The following is a 15112-nucleotide window of genomic DNA, read 5'->3' on the forward strand; positions in this document are numbered from 1 at the left end:
CTTCATGATGTCGGCCCGCGAAAATATCCCTCAGGCTTGGCCGGGTTCTGAGGTAAAATGGCAACGCGGGGAGTCAGCCAGACAGTCGCCGCGTGCCTTCAGGCACGGGGAGGAAAGTCCGGGCTCCGCAGAGCAGGATGCCGGTTAACGACCGGACGCCGCGAGGCGATGGAAAGTGGAACAGAGAGCTGAACCGCCGATGGCCTTGGCAACAGGGATCAGGCAAGGGTGAAAAGGTGTACCGGTCAGGCGCAAGCCGGGCCGGACGGGCGGGGAAACCTGCCTGCGGTAAGAGCGCACCGCGTCCGTGGCAACACGCGACGGCAGGCTAAACCCCATCCGGAGCAAGACCAAATAGGGGGGCGCTAACGTGGCTCGCGTTGTCCCCGGGTAGGTTGCTTGAGCCGGCCAGCAATGGTCGGCCTAGAGGAATGACTGTCCACGACAGAACCCGGCTTACCGACTGACTCCCCGTCCCCCTCCCCGCGCCATGTCATGAGGCGGCAGCGCTCGACCCGCTTGGGCGCGCACGCCGGCCGCACGCGCGCCCTTAATTCCGCCGCTATCGAGCCTGCTCAAAAAGTAGGCAAAATGTTTTTTACCCGCCGGGCAAAAAGCATTACAATGCCGCCCTCTCGCCGCTAAATCCTTGATAAAACAGATGCGCATCGGACCGTACACCCTGAAGAACCGGCTCATCGTCGCGCCCATGGCCGGGGTGACGGACCGCCCGTTCCGCATGCTGTGCAAGCGACTGGGGGCGGGGATGGCGGTATCCGAGATGATCACCTCCAACAAGGCCTTGTGGACCACCGCCAAGACCTTGCGCCGCGCCAACCACGACGGCGAGGTGGAGCCGATCTCGGTGCAGATCGCCGGCGCTGATCCGGCGCAGATGGCGGCGGCGGCGCGCCTCAACGTCGAGCAGGGCGCGCAGATCATCGACATCAACATGGGCTGCCCGGCCAAGAAGGTGTGCAACGTTGCCGCCGGCTCCGCGCTGTTGCGCGACGAGGCGCTGGTGGGGCGCATCCTCGAGGCTGTGGTGCAGGCGGTGGACGTGCCGGTGACCTTGAAGACCCGTACCGGCTGGAGCCGCGAGCACAAGACCGCGCTCAGGGTGGCGCGCTTGGCCGAAGATTGCGGCATCGCCGCGCTGGCGCTGCACGGCCGCACGCGCGAGGACATGTACCACGGCGCGGCAGAGTACGACACCATCCGCGCCGTGAAGCAGGCGATCTCGATCCCGCTGATCGCCAACGGCGACATCGACTCGCCCGAGCGGGCGCGCCAGGTGCTCGACTACACCGGCGCCGACGCCATCATGATCGGCCGCGCCGCGCAGGGGCGGCCGTGGATTTTCCGTGAGATCCAGCATTACCTCGAAACCGGTGAAACCCTGCCGGCGCCGACGGTGGCGGAAATCCGCCAGCTGCTGCTGGAGCACCTGGACGAGCTGTACGGTTTTTACGGCGAGTACTCCGGCTGCCGCATCGCGCGCAAGCACATCGCCTGGTACACGCGCGGCCTGCGCGGCTCCAACGAGTTCCGCCAGGCGATGTACCGGCTGGAAGACACCGTCGGGCAGCGCGCCGCGGTGGCGGACTACTTCGATCGGCTGGCCGGCGCCTCCGAGCGCCTCGAGTACGTGGAAGCCATGGGGGGCGCGGACCAGGCCCTGGCGGGCTGAGACCGCGCTCAGATAACTGACGACAGAACAAAAACCATGCAGAACAACGATCACATTTCCCAGTCGGTACGGCTGGCCATGGAGCAATACTTCCGCGATCTCGACGGCGAGGTGCCCTCGGCCATCTACGACATGGTGCTGGCCTGCGTGGAGAGGCCCCTGCTCGAGGTGGTGCTGTCGCACACCCAGGGCAACCAGACGCGCGCGGCGGAGTTGCTGGGGCTCAACCGCAACACGCTGCGCAAGAAAATGAAGAGTTACGACCTGATCTAGAATGGGAAAGCAGGCCTCCGTCACCGGGCGCCTGCTTTCGGATTTTTATGACTTCCTTGAGTGGTAGATTAACGATGACCAAGATCGAACGTGCGCTGATCAGCGTTTCCGACAAGACCGGCGTTCTCGAATTCGCCCAGACCCTGGCCGGCTTCGGCGTGCATATCCTGTCGACCGGCGGCACCGCCAAGCTGCTGGCCGAAGCCGGCGTGCCGGTGACCGAAGTGTCCGACTACACCGGCTTCCCCGAGATGCTGGACGGCCGCGTCAAGACGCTGCATCCGAAAGTGCACGGCGGCATCCTCGGCCGACGCGATCTGCCCGAGCACGTGGCCAAGATGGCCGAACACGGCATCGGCAACATCGACCTGGTGTGCGTCAACCTGTACCCGTTCGAAGCCACCATCGCCAACCCGGACTGCCCGCTCGAAGACGCCATCGAGAACATCGACATCGGCGGCCCGACCATGGTGCGCTCCGCCGCCAAGAACTGGGCGCACGTCGCCATCGTCACCGACGCGGCCGACTACGCCACCCTGGCCGACGAGCTGAAGGCCAACGACGGCCAGCTGTCCAAGGCCACCCGCTTCGAGCTGGCCAAGAAGGCGTTCACCCACACCGCGGCCTACGACGGCGCCATCTCCAACTACCTGACCAGCCTGGCCGCCGGCTCGCTGGCCGGGGTGCCGGAACGCACCGCCTTCCCGAACCGCCTGAACACCCAGTTCGTCAAGGTGCAGGACATGCGCTACGGCGAGAACCCGCACCAGGCCGCCGCCTTCTACCGCGACCTCGACCCGGCCGCCGGCTCCATCGCCAACTACCGCCAGCTGCAGGGCAAGGAACTGTCCTACAACAACATCGCCGATTCCGACGCGGCGTGGGAAGCGGTGAAGACCTTTGAGCAGCCGGCCTGCGTCATCGTCAAGCACGCCAACCCGTGCGGCGTGGCCGTGGCGGCCGATCCGCTGACCGCCTACAAGCTGGCGTTCGCCACCGACACCACCTCGGCCTTCGGCGGCATCATCGCCTTCAACCGCCCGGTCGACGCCGAAACCGTGGAAGCCGTGACCGGCCAGTTCCTCGAAGTGCTGATCGCCCCGGCCTTCAGCGACGAGGCCAAGGCCGTCATCGCCGCCAAGAAGAACGTGCGCGTGCTGGAGATTCCGCTGGAAGCCGGTGCCAACCGCTTTGAACTGAAGCGTGTCGGCGGCGGCGTGCTGGTGCAGACCCCGGACATCCGCAACGTCGGCCTGGACGAGCTCAAGGTGGTGACCAAGCGCGCCCCGACCGAGCAGGAAATGAGCGACCTGCTGTTCGCCTGGCGCGTCGCCAAGTACGTCAAGTCCAACGCCATCGTGTTCTGCAAGAATGGCCAGACCGCCGGCATCGGCGCCGGCCAGATGAGCCGTGTCGACTCCACCCGCATCGCCGCGCGCAAGGCCCAGGACGCCGGCCTGACGCTGCAGGGCGCGGTGGCCTCGTCGGACGCCTTCTTCCCGTTCCGCGACGGCATCGACGTCATCGCCGAGCAGGGCATCAAGGCCATCATCCAGCCGGGCGGTTCGATGCGCGACGAGGAAGTGTTCGCCGCCGCCGACGAGCATGGCATCGCCATGGTGCTGACCGGTGTGCGCCACTTCCGCCACTAAGCGCGGCGAACCACGAGAAAGGTTGGCCGAAGCGCGCTTCGGCCTCACATGACCGCCATGAGCCGCCCCGTCCTGTTCACCCTGCTGCTGGCCAGCGCCGTTCCGGCCTGGGGCTGCAGTGACGGCGACGGCTGGCTCGACGCTGCCTGCCGCCGCGTCGATCAGGTGTGGCAACAAGGGCAGGGCGAGGTCTACCTGCCCGGCTACGCCTACCATCTGCGCAGCGCCTACCGGCCGGAGAAGATCAACTCGTTCAACGAACAGGCCTGGGGTTTCGGCCTGGGGCGCGGTCTGGTCGACGACGACGGCGACTGGCATGGCCTCTACGCCATGGCCTTTCTCGACTCGCACAACGATCCCGAGCCGATCGCCGGCTACGCCTACCAGAGCCGGCACCACTTCAGCGAGAACTGGCAGGCCGGGCTCGGTTTCACCGCCTTCCTCACCTCGCGCTCGGACACCCTGCATTACTTCCCGGTGCCGGGCGTGCTGCCGCTGGCGTCGGTGCAGTACAAGCGGCTGGCGTTGATGGGGACCTACATCCCCGGCGGCAAAGGCAACGGCAACGTGGTCTTCCTGTTCGCCCGTTACGGTTTTGAGTGTGCCCGGCCTGGTCCGGGCACCGTCATTGAAAGATTGAGGAAACACAGATGAAAGTGATGGTTATCGGTTCCGGCGGGCGCGAACACGCCCTGGCCTGGCGTATCGCCAAGTCGCCGCGCGTGTCCAAGGTATTCGTCGCGCCCGGCAACGCCGGCACCGAACTCGACCCGCACCTGACCAACGTGGCGATCAGCGCGATTCCGGAGCTGATCGCCTTCGTCAAGCAGGAGAAGATCGAGCTCACCGTGGTTGGTCCGGAAGCGCCGCTGGCCGCCGGCGTGGTCGACGCCTTCCGCGCCGAAGGGCTGAAGATCTTCGGCCCGACCCAGTACGCCGCGCAGCTGGAAAGCTCCAAGGACTTCGCCAAGGCGTTCATGAAGCGCCACGGCATCCCCACCGCCGGCTACGAGACCTTCACCGACGCCGCCGCGGCGCACGCCTACGTCGACGGCAAGGGCGCCCCGATCGTGATCAAGGCCGACGGACTGGCCGCCGGCAAGGGCGTGGTGGTGGCGCTGACGCTGGACGAGGCGCACGCCGCCATCGACGACATGTTGGTCGGCAACAAGATGGGCAGCGCCGGCGCCCGCGTGGTGATCGAGGACTTCCTGGAAGGCGAGGAAGCCAGCTTCATCGTCATGGTCGACGGCGAGCACGTGCTGGCCATGGCCACCAGCCAGGACCACAAGCGCCTCAAGGACAACGACGAGGGCCCCAACACCGGCGGCATGGGCGCCTACAGCCCGGCACCGGTGGTGACCCCGGACGTGCACGCGCGCGTGATGCGCGAGATCATCCTGCCGACGGTGCAGGGCATGAAGAAGGACGGTCACGAGTACACCGGCTTCCTCTACGCCGGGCTGATGATCGACCAGGACGGCAACCCGTTCACCATCGAGTTCAACTGCCGCTTCGGCGACCCGGAAACCCAGCCGATCATGGCGCGCCTGAAGTCCGACTTCACCGTGCTGCTGGAAGCCGGCGTCAACGGCCAGCTCGACCGCGTCGAGGCGGAGTGGGACCGGCGCGTGGCGCTGGGCGTGGTGCTGGCGGCCGAAGGCTACCCGGAAAGCCCGCGCAAGGGCGACCTGATCGACGGCCTGTCCAAGGCCAGCGACGACGACGCCGTGGTGTTCCACGCCGGTACGGCGTTCGACGCCGAAGGCCGCGTGGTCACCAACGGCGGCCGCGTGCTGTGCGTGGTGGGCCTGGGCGACAGCGTGCGCATGGCGCAGGGCAAGGCCTACGCCGTGGCCGACCAGATCCGCTTCGCCGGCAAGCAGCTGCGTCGCGACATCGGCAGCAAGGCGTTGCACCGGCGCGGCTGAGAACGGTGCGCTTGTGGATAAAGCGACGGCACGCTCCAATTCCGGCCCTGTGATGCTCGCCGCACCATGTGTACGGCGGCATCGTTACTCGCCTCTTTGGGGCGAACCGGCTTTGGCGCCACGGACCTGAGCACAGGGAATCCTCGTGGGAGGGTTTCTTTCACAAGCCATACCTGCTCCAAGGCATTAGACGGCACCCTCGGGTGCCGTTTTTCATTGGCAGCGCCGCGCCATGGGCCATACTGAATCATCCGTGGAAACAGGAGCTTATCATGGCCCGTCGCTACCTGATCGCCGCCCTGTGTGCGCTGTTCGCCCTGTCCGGCCATGCCGGCGCCGCTCCCAAACCCTTGCGCGTGCTCACCGAGTCGTACCCTCCCTACAACATGAGCGCCAAGAACGGCAGCGTGGTGGGGCTGTCGACCGATATCGTGCGCGAGATGATGAAACGCGCCCGCGTGCCCTACACCATCGAGCTGCAGCAGTGGGTGTGGGCCTTCACCAACGCGCGCGACAATCCCGCCACCTGCGTCTACTCCACCACCCGCAGCGAGGATCGCGAGGCGCAGTTCAAGTGGGTCGGACCGCTGGTCGACAACCCCTGGGTGCTGTTCGCGCGCAACGACGACACGCGCCCGGTGCGCGCACTGGAAGACGTCCGCCCCTACCTCTTGGGCGGCTACGTCGGCGATGCCACCGCCCAGTTCCTGATGAGCAACGGCTACCGCGTCGAACTGGTGCCGGCCGACATGCTCAACATGCGCAAGCTGGCCGACGGCCGCATCGACTACTGGGCCACCGGCAAGTACCAGGGCGCGTATCTCGCGGCACAGCAGAAGCAGGTCGGCATCCACCCCGTGCTCACCTTCAAGACGGTGCAGCTCTATCTCGCCTGCAACAAGTCCACCGACGACGCGCTGATCCAGAAGCTCAACACCAGCCTCGGCGGTATGCGCGAGGAAGGCGTGATACAGAAGATCGTCGACCGCTACCTGCATTGACGCGGCCGGGTTTTGCGGGACACCGCCGCCGGGGCGGCGGCGGCTCTGCTAGAATGGCGCTTTTGTCGTCACCCCCATCGTCATGAGTCGTCCTCTTACCCCGCCGCGTGGGCGCCGGGCCTTGCCGCGCCTGCCCGCCGTTGCGCTGTTGCGGAGGGCCAGGGCTGTGCTGCAGCAGGGCGGCGTGCTGGCCTATTCCACCGAATCCTGTTTCGGCCTGGGGTGCGATCCGTTCAATGTTGCAGCGATCCGCCGCGTGCTGGCGCTCAAGGCACGCCCCAACCACAAGGGCCTGATCGTGATTGCCGCCTCGCTGGCGCAGGTGCGTCCGCTGATCCGCCCGTTGTCGGCGGCCGAGGAAGCGGAACTTGCCCGCTACTGGCCTGGTCCTTATACCTTTTTGCTGCCGGCCTCGCCGCGCGTCTCGCCGCTGCTGCGCGGGCGGCACGACAAGATCGCGGTGCGGGTGACCGCGCACGGCGAGGCGGCGGCGCTGTGCCGCGCGCTGGGGACGGCGCTGGTGTCGACCTCGGCCAACCGCGCCGGGCAGACGTCGCTGAAAACCGCACAAGCCTGCCGCCGCGCCTTCGGTGCCGCGGTCTTGACGTTGCCGGGACGCATCGGCGGCAGCCGCCGTCCCTCCACCATCATCGATTTTGAAACCGGCCGCGTGCTGCGCTGAAGCGCACGCGCCGTTTGTAACGAGGAACTAGCTTTGCAACCGATTTCTTTCATGAGCCTGATCCTGAACGCCAGCCTGGTGGTGCAACTGGTCATGCTGGGGCTGGCGCTGCTGTCGGTGCTGTCGTGGACGCTGATCATCAGCAAGCTCGGCACGCTGCGCTCGGCACGGCGCCACAGCGAAAGCTTCGAGCAGAATTTCTGGGGCGGCACCGACCTCAACCGGCTGTACGAGGATGCACGCCAGCAGGGCGACACCGTCGGCATGGAGCGTATCTTCCAGTCCGGCTTCGCCGAGTTCCTCAAGCAGCGCGGCCGTAGCGGCGCCGAGCTGTCCGACATCATGGACGGGGCACGCCGCGCCATGCGCGCCGCCGCCCAGCGCGAACTCGACCGCCTCGACAGCCACACTTCGTTCCTCGCCACGGTCGGTTCGGTGAGCCCCTACATCGGCCTGTTCGGCACAGTGTGGGGCATCATGCACGCCTTCATCGGGCTCGGTAACGCCGGCCAGGCGACGCTGTCGACGGTGGCGCCCGGCATCGCCGAGGCGCTGGTGGCCACCGCCATCGGCCTGTTCGCGGCGATTCCGGCGGTGGTGGCGTACAACCGCTTCGCCGCCGACGTCGACCGCCTGGCGTCGCGCTTCGACACCTTCATGGAAGAGTTCTCCAACATCCTGCAGCGTCTCGCCACGCGCTGAGAACCTGCCCGCGATACCGGCTTCGGCCTAGCCGCCAAGGTTGGCCGAAGCCACTGTTCGCCTGGGCGAACAGTCTTGTCGCGTCCACCCGCCTTGTATTTCGTGCCGGCAGTGGGATGATGTCATCCTGTTTCCGATGCGATGTCCTGCCATGTCCCCGCGCCGCGTGCCTCCTCTTACCCTTGCCGCCCTGCTGTCGCTCTACCTGATCTGGGGCTCGACCTACTTCGCCATCCACGTCGCCGTCGACTCGTGGCCACCGCTGTTGATGGCCGGGGTGCGCTTCGTGATCGCCGGCACCGTGCTGGCGTCGTTTCTGCTGTGGCGCGGCGAGGCCTTGCCGAACTGGCGCCAGCTCGGCAGCTCCACCCTGCTCGGCGTGCTGATGCCGGGCATGGGCAACGGTCTGGTGACGGTGGCGCAGAAGAGCGTGTCGTCCGGCGTGGCGGCGCTGATGGTGGCGACGGTGCCGCTGTTCACCACCTTGTGCGCCCGGCTGTTCGGGCAGCGCACCCGCCCGCTGGAATGGGCCGGCATGGGGCTGGGCCTGGCCGGCATCGCGCTGCTCAACATGGGCAGCAGCCTGTCGCTGAGCCCGCTGGGCGGCATCCTGCTGTTGCTGGCCTGCGCCGGCTGGGCGCTCGGCTCGGCCTGGAGCAAGCACCTGCCGCAGCCGGGCGGACTGATGGCGAGCGCCATGATGATGCTGATGGGCGGCGTGGCGCTGCTGCTGGCCAGCGTGGCGAGCGGTGAACGCCTGGCGGCGGTGCCGACCTTCGAAGGCTGGCTGGCGCTGGGTTACCCGGTGGTGTTCGGCTCGCTGATCGCCTACAGCGCCTATCTCTACCTCCTGGCCAACGTCAGCCCGGCCACTGCCACCAGCTACGCCTACGTCAACCCGGTGATCGCCGTGCTGCTGGGCGTGCTGTTTCTCGGCGAGCAGGTCGGCCGCCAGGAGCTGGGCGCGCTGGTGGTGATCGTAGCGGGCGTGGTGTTGATCGGCTGGAAGAAGGCCGAGCCGCGCCCGGCCTAATCCACCGGCAGCGGCGGCAGGCGCGGCGTGATCGGGGTGTCGATGACGATCGAGGTCTTGGTGTCGCCGTACTGCATCAGCTCGGCGATCAGCGTCTGCAATGCCGCCATCGTGTCCACCGCTACCTTCAGCAGCAGCCCGCTGCTGCCGGTGATCGACTCGCACGACACGATGCCAGACACATCCTTGAGCCGGCCCAGCACGGCGTAGAACTCCAGGTGTTTCACCGTCAGCTCGATCACGCACTGGATCGGAAAGCCCAGCCGCGCCAGGTCGACCCCGACGTGGTAGCCGGTGATGATGCCGGCGCGCTCCAGCTTGTCGATGCGGTCGGCCACCGCGGGGGCCGACAGGTTCACCCGTCGTGCCAGCTCGGCGAAGCTGAGACGGGCATTTTCGTGCAGTGCGGCGAGAATCTTGTGATCGAATTTGTCCACTTTGGATTCGAAGGCGTTAGCCGGAAATATGCGTTGAAACGAAAATTATACCTCGGTAAATCGACGGTTTTCTTATTAATTCGGCCCCTCCGCCTACGTACAATACGTCCCGTGATGAGGCAGCGCGCTGCGGTCCCGCGGGACGGCGGCGCACTCCTTGGACTGGATACGTGAACCCCCCGAGGTGTGCCCGATGCGTCGGGAGCGGTCGCTGTTCTGGTGATCTCTTTGTCCCCGGTCTCAAGTCATTTCTCTTTAGTATTGACGACGATCCTTCAAGGCCTGTCTTGCGACAGGCCTGTTTTTTTGCCTGTTTCCCCCGACTTTGTTACCGTGACTTGGCATTTCCCGGGAAATGTCATATTTCTGTAATCCCCGCTTCTTATCCTCTGGGCAGACTCTCTGCCAATGGATCATCATGCCTGCGAACATTCTGCTCGTTGAAGACGAACCGGCCATTCAGGAACTGATAGCGTTCAACCTGACCCAGGCCGGCCACCATGTGCTGCGCGCCAGCACCGCCGAGGCCGCGCTGATGCTGGTCAAGAATGCCTTGCCGGACCTGGTGCTGCTGGACTGGATGCTGCCCGGCGGCTCCGGCATCGACATCGCCAAGCGCCTGCGTGCCGACGAGCGCACGCGCCAGGTGCCGATCATCATGCTGACCGCGCGCTCCGACGAACAGGACAAGATCGTCGGGCTGGAAACCGGCGCCGACGACTACATCACCAAGCCGTTCTCGCCGCGCGAGCTGTTGGCGCGCATCAAGGCGGTGCTGCGCCGCCGTGCGCCGCAAATGACCGACGACGCGGTCGAGGTCAAGGGCCTGCGGCTCGATCCGGCGACGCACCGCGTCAGTACCGATGGCAATCCGATCGACCTCGGCCCGACCGAATTCCGCCTGCTGCACTTCTTCATGACCCACCCGGAACGGGTGCACTCGCGCGCGCAGCTGCTCGACCAGGTGTGGGGCGACCACGTGTTCGTCGAGGAGCGCACCGTCGACGTGCACATCCGCCGCCTGCGCAGCTCGCTGGAAGCGACCGGGCACGACGGCCTGATCCAGACCGTGCGCGGTACCGGCTACCGCTTCTCCACGCAACAGTGAGGTAGGCTTTTTTGCGCGAATTTGCACAGCGTACGCTGCTCTGGCTGGTGGCCATCGTGCTGCTCGGGCTGGGGTTCTGGTGGGCCTCCGGCGCGCTCGACGCCCTGCTGGTGCTGAGCATCGGCCTGGGCGGCTGGTTGGCCTTCCATCTCTATCACCTGGCGCTGCTGCTGCGCTGGCTGCAGCACCCCTCGGCCGAACGCGTGCCGGACGGTTTCGGTGCCTGGCACACGGTGTTCATCACGCTGTATCGGCAGAGCAAGATGCAAAGCCAGAGCAAGCGCAAGCTGACCAAGACCGTGGAGCGCTTCATCAACGCCGGCGAGGCGATGCCGGACGGCGTGGTGGTGCTGGACGAGCACGACCGCATCGAGTGGCTCAACCCGATGGCGGTGGAGCACTTCGGGCTCGACCGCAAGCGCGACGTCGGCAACCAGATTTTCAACCTGATCCGCCAGCCGGCGTTCAACGCCTACATGAAGGCGGACAGTTTCAGCCAGCCCTTGATCCTGCGCTCCTCCCAGCCCAACGAGCGGGTGCTGAGCATCCAGCTGGTGCCGTTCGACTCCACCCGCAAGCTGATCCTGTCGCGCGACATCACCCAGCTCGAGCGGGTGCAGACGGTGCACCGCGACTTCGTCGCCAACGTCTCGCACGAGCTGCGCACGCCGTTGACGGTGATCGGCGGCTTCCTCGAGACGCTCTCCGACATGCCGGACAACCCGGCGCTGCTGCGCCAGTTTTTGCCGATGATGATGGAGCAGTCGCGCCGCATGCAGAGCCTGGTGGAGGATCTGCTGATCCTGTCGCGGCTGGAGAACAGCCCGAAGAACGCCGCCAACGAGAAGGTCAACATGAGCGAATTGCTCGACACGCTGATGGTCGAAGCCGAAGGCCTGTCGCAAGGGCGTCACCAGATCCGGCTGCAGCGCGACACGCCGCTGTGGCTGTGGGGCAATGTCCAGGAGCTGCACTCGGCGTTCGGCAACCTGGTGTCCAACGCGGTGCGTTACACCCCGGACGGCGGCGACGTCACGCTGTGCTGGAAGGAGGAGGGCGAGAAGCTGGTGTTCTCGGTCAAGGACAGCGGCATCGGCATCCCGCGCGAGCACATCCCGCGCCTCACCGAACGCTTCTACCGCGTCGACCGCGGCCGCTCGCGCGGCAACGGCGGCACCGGGCTCGGCCTCGCCATCGTCAAGCACGTGGTGGCGCGTCACCAGGCGCGCCTCGAGGTGCACAGCGAGCCGGAGCGCGGCAGCACCTTCAGCGTGGTGTTCAACCGCACCCAGATGGCCGAGCCGGAAGCGGTCTGAGCGCTCGATCCTGTCCTTGGCGCGGGCCGTCGTGCCGCGCTAAGATGATCTTCCTGTTGTCATCGATCATCCCCTCAACCAACCGGGAAGTACGCCATGAACCGCCTGCAAGCCATCCGTCCCTTCGGCCAACGTATCTGGCTGGACAACCTGTCGCGTGAACTGCTGGCCTCCGGCACCCTGGCGCGCCTGGTGGAGGAAGACGGCATCGCCGGCGTGACCTCCAACCCGACCATCTTCCACAAGGCCATCGCCAGCGATCCGCGCTATCAGGAAGACCTGGCCGCGCTGAAACTGCGCGCGCTGGACGCCGAGCAGTGCTACGAGGCGCTGGTGATCCCGGACATCCAGGCCGCCTGCGACCTGCTGGCGGCGCAGTACCACGCCAGTGCCGGCGACGACGGCTACGTCAGCCTGGAAGTGTCGCCGCTGCTGGCCAACGATGCCGCCGGCACCCTGGCCGCGGCGCGCCGGCTGTGGCAGGTGGTGGCCCGACCCAACCTGATGATCAAGATTCCGGCCACCGCCGCCGGGGTGGCCGCGCTGCGCACGCTGACGCGCGAGGGCGTCAACGTCAACATCACGCTGCTGTTCAGTCTGCCCCAAGTCGAGGCGGTGTGGGACGGTTATCTCGCCGGCCTGCAGCAGCGCCTGGAGGACGGCAACGACGTCAAGCCGGTCAAGGCGGTGGCGAGCTTCTTCCTGTCGCGCGTCGACAGCCTGCTCGATGCGCAGCTGGCGCCGGAACTGCAGGGCAAGGTGGCGGTGGCGCTGGCCAAGGCGGCCTACGCGCGCTACCGGCAGCGCTTCCACGGCGCCGAATTCGCCGCGCTGCGCGCCGCCGGGGCGCGTCCGCAGTACCTGCTGTGGGCCAGCACCGGCACCAAGAATGCCGCCTACTCCGACGTGCTGTACGTCGAGAGCCTGATCGGCCAGGAAACCGTTAACACCGTGCCGGACGCCACGCTGGCGGCGTTCCGCGATCATGGCGCGGCTGCCGAGACCCTGCCGCGCGGGCTGGAAGACGCCATGATGACGCTGCACCGCGTCGGCGCCTCCGGCATCGACCTGGCCGCCGTTGGCGACAAGCTGCAGCAGGACGGCCTCAAGCTGTTCGTCGAGTCGTACCAGGCGCTGCTGGAGCTGACCGCCTGAGAGTCTCGCCATTAGGCGGCTGCGCCTTCGCATCTTGAGCGCCGGCAGACTGCGTGCGAATCTTTGATTCGCTCAGCGATGTGGAATCCTCATGTACGCTATGTACATTCCGGTTCCTGTGCGCTGCCGGCGCTCAACCTGCCTGGGCTCGCTCGCCTACTGGGAGGGACTCCACGCCCGCGGGCCTAATCAACAAAAAAACGGGATGGCATGCCATCCCGTTTTTTTGTTGGAAAAGGTTGGCCGAAGCCTCAGCTCGGCTGCTGCCGCCGCGCCGCCATGCGCTGCCCGGCTTGGCGCAGTTCGTCCTCGCTCAGGGTGGTGGCGACCAGCGGAAACAGCCAGTCCTCCTCCAGCTGGGCATGGCTGCGGTAATGCGTGGTGAAGGCGTGGATGGCTTCGGCGTCGACCCGCGTCGCCGAGCCGTCCTGCAGTGCCAGCAGTTGCCGCCGCAACACCTGCCAACGTTGGCCGAACATGACGTGATCGGCCGCCAGCCGCGCCAACGGCGTGTCGGTATCCGGCAGGCGCTGGCGCAGCAGCGGGAACAGCTCGTCTTCCTCGTCGGCGTGGTGCGCCGGGCCAGCCACGTCGAAGTAGCGCAGGATGCCCGCCACCGAGCTCTGCAGCGCCGGGGTGACGCCCTGTTCGGCGAGATAGCCGGGCAGCTTGTCGAGCAGGCTGCAGAAGTGGCGCACCTTGTCGTGGCAGGCGCCGAGCATCTCCAGCGGCGCGTCGAAGCTGGGGGCGGCGTTCTGGCCGAGGTTGTCGAGTCGCAGCATGGCGGGGTCCTGGTGGGATGGCAGGCGTCCAGTGTGCCCGAGCCCGCTGCGCGGGGCCATGACCGCGCTCAAGAAACGCCGGGCAGACTGGCCGGCGCCGTGCTTCTGCACCACAATGACGGGGTGTGCGCCCGGCGGTGGCGCCGCGTCTCCCGCTCGTTACCAAGAGTCTTCCCATGGACCAACCCTTCGTCGTACGCCCTCCCGATCTGGCCGAGCCTGGTTTGGCGGAAGCCGCGTTCCGCCTGCAGCTGGCGGCCCACCGCGTGGAACTGGCGTGGCTCGGCGAACCGCCCGACCTGCCGTTGCTGTGGGACGGTGCAGCGGCGGTGACGGCCTGCCCCTATCGTCAGCTCGCCGCGTTCGAGGGTGCCGAGCTGCGCGGCCTGCTGGTGTACGAGGAGGAGGGCGACGGCGTGCATATCCAGCGCATCGTGGTCGATCCCGCCCATTTCGGCCAGGGCTGGGGCTACCGCCTGGTGAACGCGCTGCTGGCGCTCGCGCCGCGCGTCACGGTGGATACCGCCGAGGGCAACGCCGCGGCGCTGCGCCTCTACGGCAAGGCCGGCTTCGTGCCGGAGCAGCGCTGGCACACGCCGGGTGGGCTGGCGCTGTGGCGGCTGGGCTACCGCCGCCCGCCCGACGAGGCGGCGCTGCCGGCGCTGTCGCTCGACGCTGCGGGCTGGGTGCCCGAGGCGCGCCACTGCCCCTCGCCCAACCGCGACGCGCGCGCCGCCGGGGTGGCGACGGAACTGCTGGTGGTGCACAACATCAGCCTGCCGCCGTACTGCTACGGCGGGCCGGGCGTGGAACAGCTGTTCACCAACAGCCTCGACCCCGCGGCGCATCCCTACTACGCCACCATCCACCACTTGCGCGTCTCGGCGCATTTCTTCATCCGCCGCGACGGCGAGCTGGTGCAGTTCGTCCCGGTCACCGAGCGCGCCTGGCACGCCGGGGTGTCGAGCTGGCGCGGGCGCGAGCGCTGCAACGATTTCTCGCTCGGAGTGGAACTGGAGGGCTGCGACTTCGAGCCGTTCGCCGACGCCCAGTACCGCACCCTGATTGCGCTGGCGCGCCTGCTCAAGCAGCAACTGGGTCTGGCCGGCATGACCGGCCACGAACACATCGCGCCGGGGCGCAAGACCGATCCCGGTCCGTTCTTCGACTGGGCGCGGCTGAGAAGATTGGTGGACCTGCCGGCCGAGTGAGCGCCTATCCCATTAGGCGGCTGCGCCTTCGCCTCTTGAGCGCCGGCAGACTGCGTGCCAATCCATCGCTGAGCCAATCGAAGATTGGCACGCAGAGATTGGCTCAGCGATGCGGAATCCTCATGTACTTTGAGTACAT

General features: G+C 66.9%; 15 protein-coding genes, 1 other RNA gene and 1 pseudogene. 15 read left to right on the forward strand and 2 right to left on the reverse strand.

Annotation, left to right across the window (positions count from 1 at the left end; genetic code table 11):
• Nucleotides 1-69 precede the first annotated feature (69 nt).
• The 10 genes from rnpB to yedA all read left to right on the forward strand — a co-directional run bounded on the left by rnpB (nt 70) and on the right by yedA (nt 8964).
• An RNA gene (gene rnpB, locus ABKF58_RS06510) (RNase P RNA component class A) lies at nt 70-475 on the forward strand.
• Nucleotides 476-661: 186 nt separating this feature from the next.
• Nucleotides 662-1690, forward strand: a complete 1029-nt coding sequence (dusB, locus tag ABKF58_RS06515; RefSeq protein WP_482583885.1) for a tRNA dihydrouridine synthase DusB — start codon at nt 662-664, stop codon at nt 1688-1690.
• Nucleotides 1691-1726: 36 nt separating this feature from the next.
• Nucleotides 1727-1963: a helix-turn-helix domain-containing protein gene (locus ABKF58_RS06520; protein ID WP_008952077.1), complete on the forward strand. Its 237-nt coding sequence runs from the start codon at nt 1727-1729 to the stop codon at nt 1961-1963.
• Nucleotides 1964-2037: 74 nt separating this feature from the next.
• Nucleotides 2038-3615: a bifunctional phosphoribosylaminoimidazolecarboxamide formyltransferase/IMP cyclohydrolase gene (gene purH / locus ABKF58_RS06525; protein WP_482583886.1), complete on the forward strand. Its 1578-nt coding sequence runs from the start codon at nt 2038-2040 to the stop codon at nt 3613-3615.
• Between the two features lie 57 nt (nt 3616-3672).
• The gene (gene pagP, locus ABKF58_RS06530) at nt 3673-4269 is read left to right on the forward strand and encodes a lipid IV(A) palmitoyltransferase PagP (RefSeq protein WP_482583887.1); all 597 of its coding nucleotides are present in this window, start codon (nt 3673-3675) and stop codon (nt 4267-4269) included.
• Nucleotides 4266-5546, forward strand: a complete 1281-nt coding sequence (purD, locus tag ABKF58_RS06535) for a phosphoribosylamine--glycine ligase (protein WP_482583888.1) — start codon at nt 4266-4268, stop codon at nt 5544-5546. The genes pagP and purD overlap by 4 nt, the downstream gene beginning before the upstream one ends.
• Before the next feature lie 272 nt (nt 5547-5818).
• Complete coding sequence (locus ABKF58_RS06540; protein WP_482583889.1) at nt 5819-6547, forward strand: substrate-binding periplasmic protein; 729 nt, start codon at nt 5819-5821, stop codon at nt 6545-6547.
• A gap of 166 nt (nt 6548-6713) precedes the next feature.
• Nucleotides 6714-7229: an L-threonylcarbamoyladenylate synthase type 1 TsaC gene (gene tsaC, locus ABKF58_RS06545; RefSeq protein ID WP_294865706.1), complete on the forward strand. Its 516-nt coding sequence runs from the start codon at nt 6714-6716 to the stop codon at nt 7227-7229.
• Between the two features lie 51 nt (nt 7230-7280).
• Complete coding sequence (tolQ, locus tag ABKF58_RS06550) at nt 7281-7931, forward strand: protein TolQ (RefSeq protein ID WP_008952083.1); 651 nt, start codon at nt 7281-7283, stop codon at nt 7929-7931.
• A 151-nt stretch (nt 7932-8082) separates the two neighbouring features.
• Nucleotides 8083-8964, forward strand: coding sequence for a drug/metabolite exporter YedA (gene yedA / locus ABKF58_RS06555; protein WP_482583890.1), 882 nt, complete (start codon nt 8083-8085; stop codon nt 8962-8964).
• On the opposite strand, the gene ABKF58_RS06560 is transcribed toward yedA, so the two are convergent.
• Nucleotides 8961-9401 (reverse strand): Lrp/AsnC family transcriptional regulator, encoded by a 441-nt coding sequence (locus ABKF58_RS06560; protein WP_482583891.1) that lies wholly within the window; start codon nt 9399-9401, stop codon nt 8961-8963. The two genes, yedA and ABKF58_RS06560, sit on opposite strands and share 4 nt — an antisense overlap.
• A gap of 418 nt (nt 9402-9819) precedes the next feature.
• Between ABKF58_RS06560 and phoB the strand changes: the two genes are divergently transcribed.
• The 3 genes from phoB to tal all read left to right on the forward strand — a co-directional run bounded on the left by phoB (nt 9820) and on the right by tal (nt 12980).
• A complete protein-coding gene (gene phoB, locus ABKF58_RS06565) occupies nt 9820-10509 on the forward strand; it encodes a phosphate regulon transcriptional regulator PhoB (RefSeq protein WP_008952086.1) in 690 nt (229 codons plus the stop codon).
• An 11-nt stretch (nt 10510-10520) separates the two neighbouring features.
• Complete coding sequence (gene phoR, locus ABKF58_RS06570; protein ID WP_482583892.1) at nt 10521-11825, forward strand: phosphate regulon sensor histidine kinase PhoR; 1305 nt, start codon at nt 10521-10523, stop codon at nt 11823-11825.
• Between the two features lie 96 nt (nt 11826-11921).
• Nucleotides 11922-12980, forward strand: a complete 1059-nt coding sequence (gene tal, locus ABKF58_RS06575) for a transaldolase (RefSeq protein ID WP_482583893.1) — start codon at nt 11922-11924, stop codon at nt 12978-12980.
• Nucleotides 12981-13231: 251 nt separating this feature from the next.
• Here the strand turns inward: tal and ABKF58_RS06580 are convergent, their stop codons facing one another.
• Nucleotides 13232-13762, reverse strand: a complete 531-nt coding sequence (locus ABKF58_RS06580) for a hemerythrin domain-containing protein (protein WP_482583894.1) — start codon at nt 13760-13762, stop codon at nt 13232-13234.
• Nucleotides 13763-13938: 176 nt separating this feature from the next.
• Here ABKF58_RS06580 and ABKF58_RS06585 point away from each other — a divergent pair.
• Nucleotides 13939-14280, forward strand: a pseudogene (locus ABKF58_RS06585) (GNAT family N-acetyltransferase); the annotation flags it as partial.
• Between the two features lie 144 nt (nt 14281-14424).
• On the forward strand, nt 14425-14973 hold the full coding sequence (ampD, locus tag ABKF58_RS06590) for a 1,6-anhydro-N-acetylmuramyl-L-alanine amidase AmpD (RefSeq protein WP_482584338.1): 549 nt from the start codon (nt 14425-14427) through the stop codon (nt 14971-14973).
• Nucleotides 14974-15112: the final 139 nt, after the last annotated feature.

The sequence above is a fragment of the Pseudogulbenkiania sp. AW2-16 genome (genome assembly GCF_056824575.1).

Coding starts and splice junctions, on each gene's coding strand:
- dusB (WP_482583885.1), top strand. CDS start 662: ATGCGCATCGGACCGTACACCCTGAAGAACCGGCTCATCGTCGCGCCC.
- ABKF58_RS06520 (WP_008952077.1), top strand. CDS start 1,727: ATGCAGAACAACGATCACATTTCCCAGTCGGTACGGCTGGCCATGGAG.
- purH (WP_482583886.1), top strand. CDS start 2,038: ATGACCAAGATCGAACGTGCGCTGATCAGCGTTTCCGACAAGACCGGC.
- pagP (WP_482583887.1), top strand. CDS start 3,673: ATGAGCCGCCCCGTCCTGTTCACCCTGCTGCTGGCCAGCGCCGTTCCG.
- purD (WP_482583888.1), top strand. CDS start 4,266: ATGAAAGTGATGGTTATCGGTTCCGGCGGGCGCGAACACGCCCTGGCC.
- ABKF58_RS06540 (WP_482583889.1), top strand. CDS start 5,819: ATGGCCCGTCGCTACCTGATCGCCGCCCTGTGTGCGCTGTTCGCCCTG.
- tolQ (WP_008952083.1), top strand. CDS start 7,281: ATGAGCCTGATCCTGAACGCCAGCCTGGTGGTGCAACTGGTCATGCTG.
- yedA (WP_482583890.1), top strand. CDS start 8,083: ATGTCCCCGCGCCGCGTGCCTCCTCTTACCCTTGCCGCCCTGCTGTCG.
- phoB (WP_008952086.1), top strand. CDS start 9,820: ATGCCTGCGAACATTCTGCTCGTTGAAGACGAACCGGCCATTCAGGAA.
- tal (WP_482583893.1), top strand. CDS start 11,922: ATGAACCGCCTGCAAGCCATCCGTCCCTTCGGCCAACGTATCTGGCTG.
- ABKF58_RS06580 (WP_482583894.1), bottom strand. CDS start 13,762: ATGCTGCGACTCGACAACCTCGGCCAGAACGCCGCCCCCAGCTTCGAC.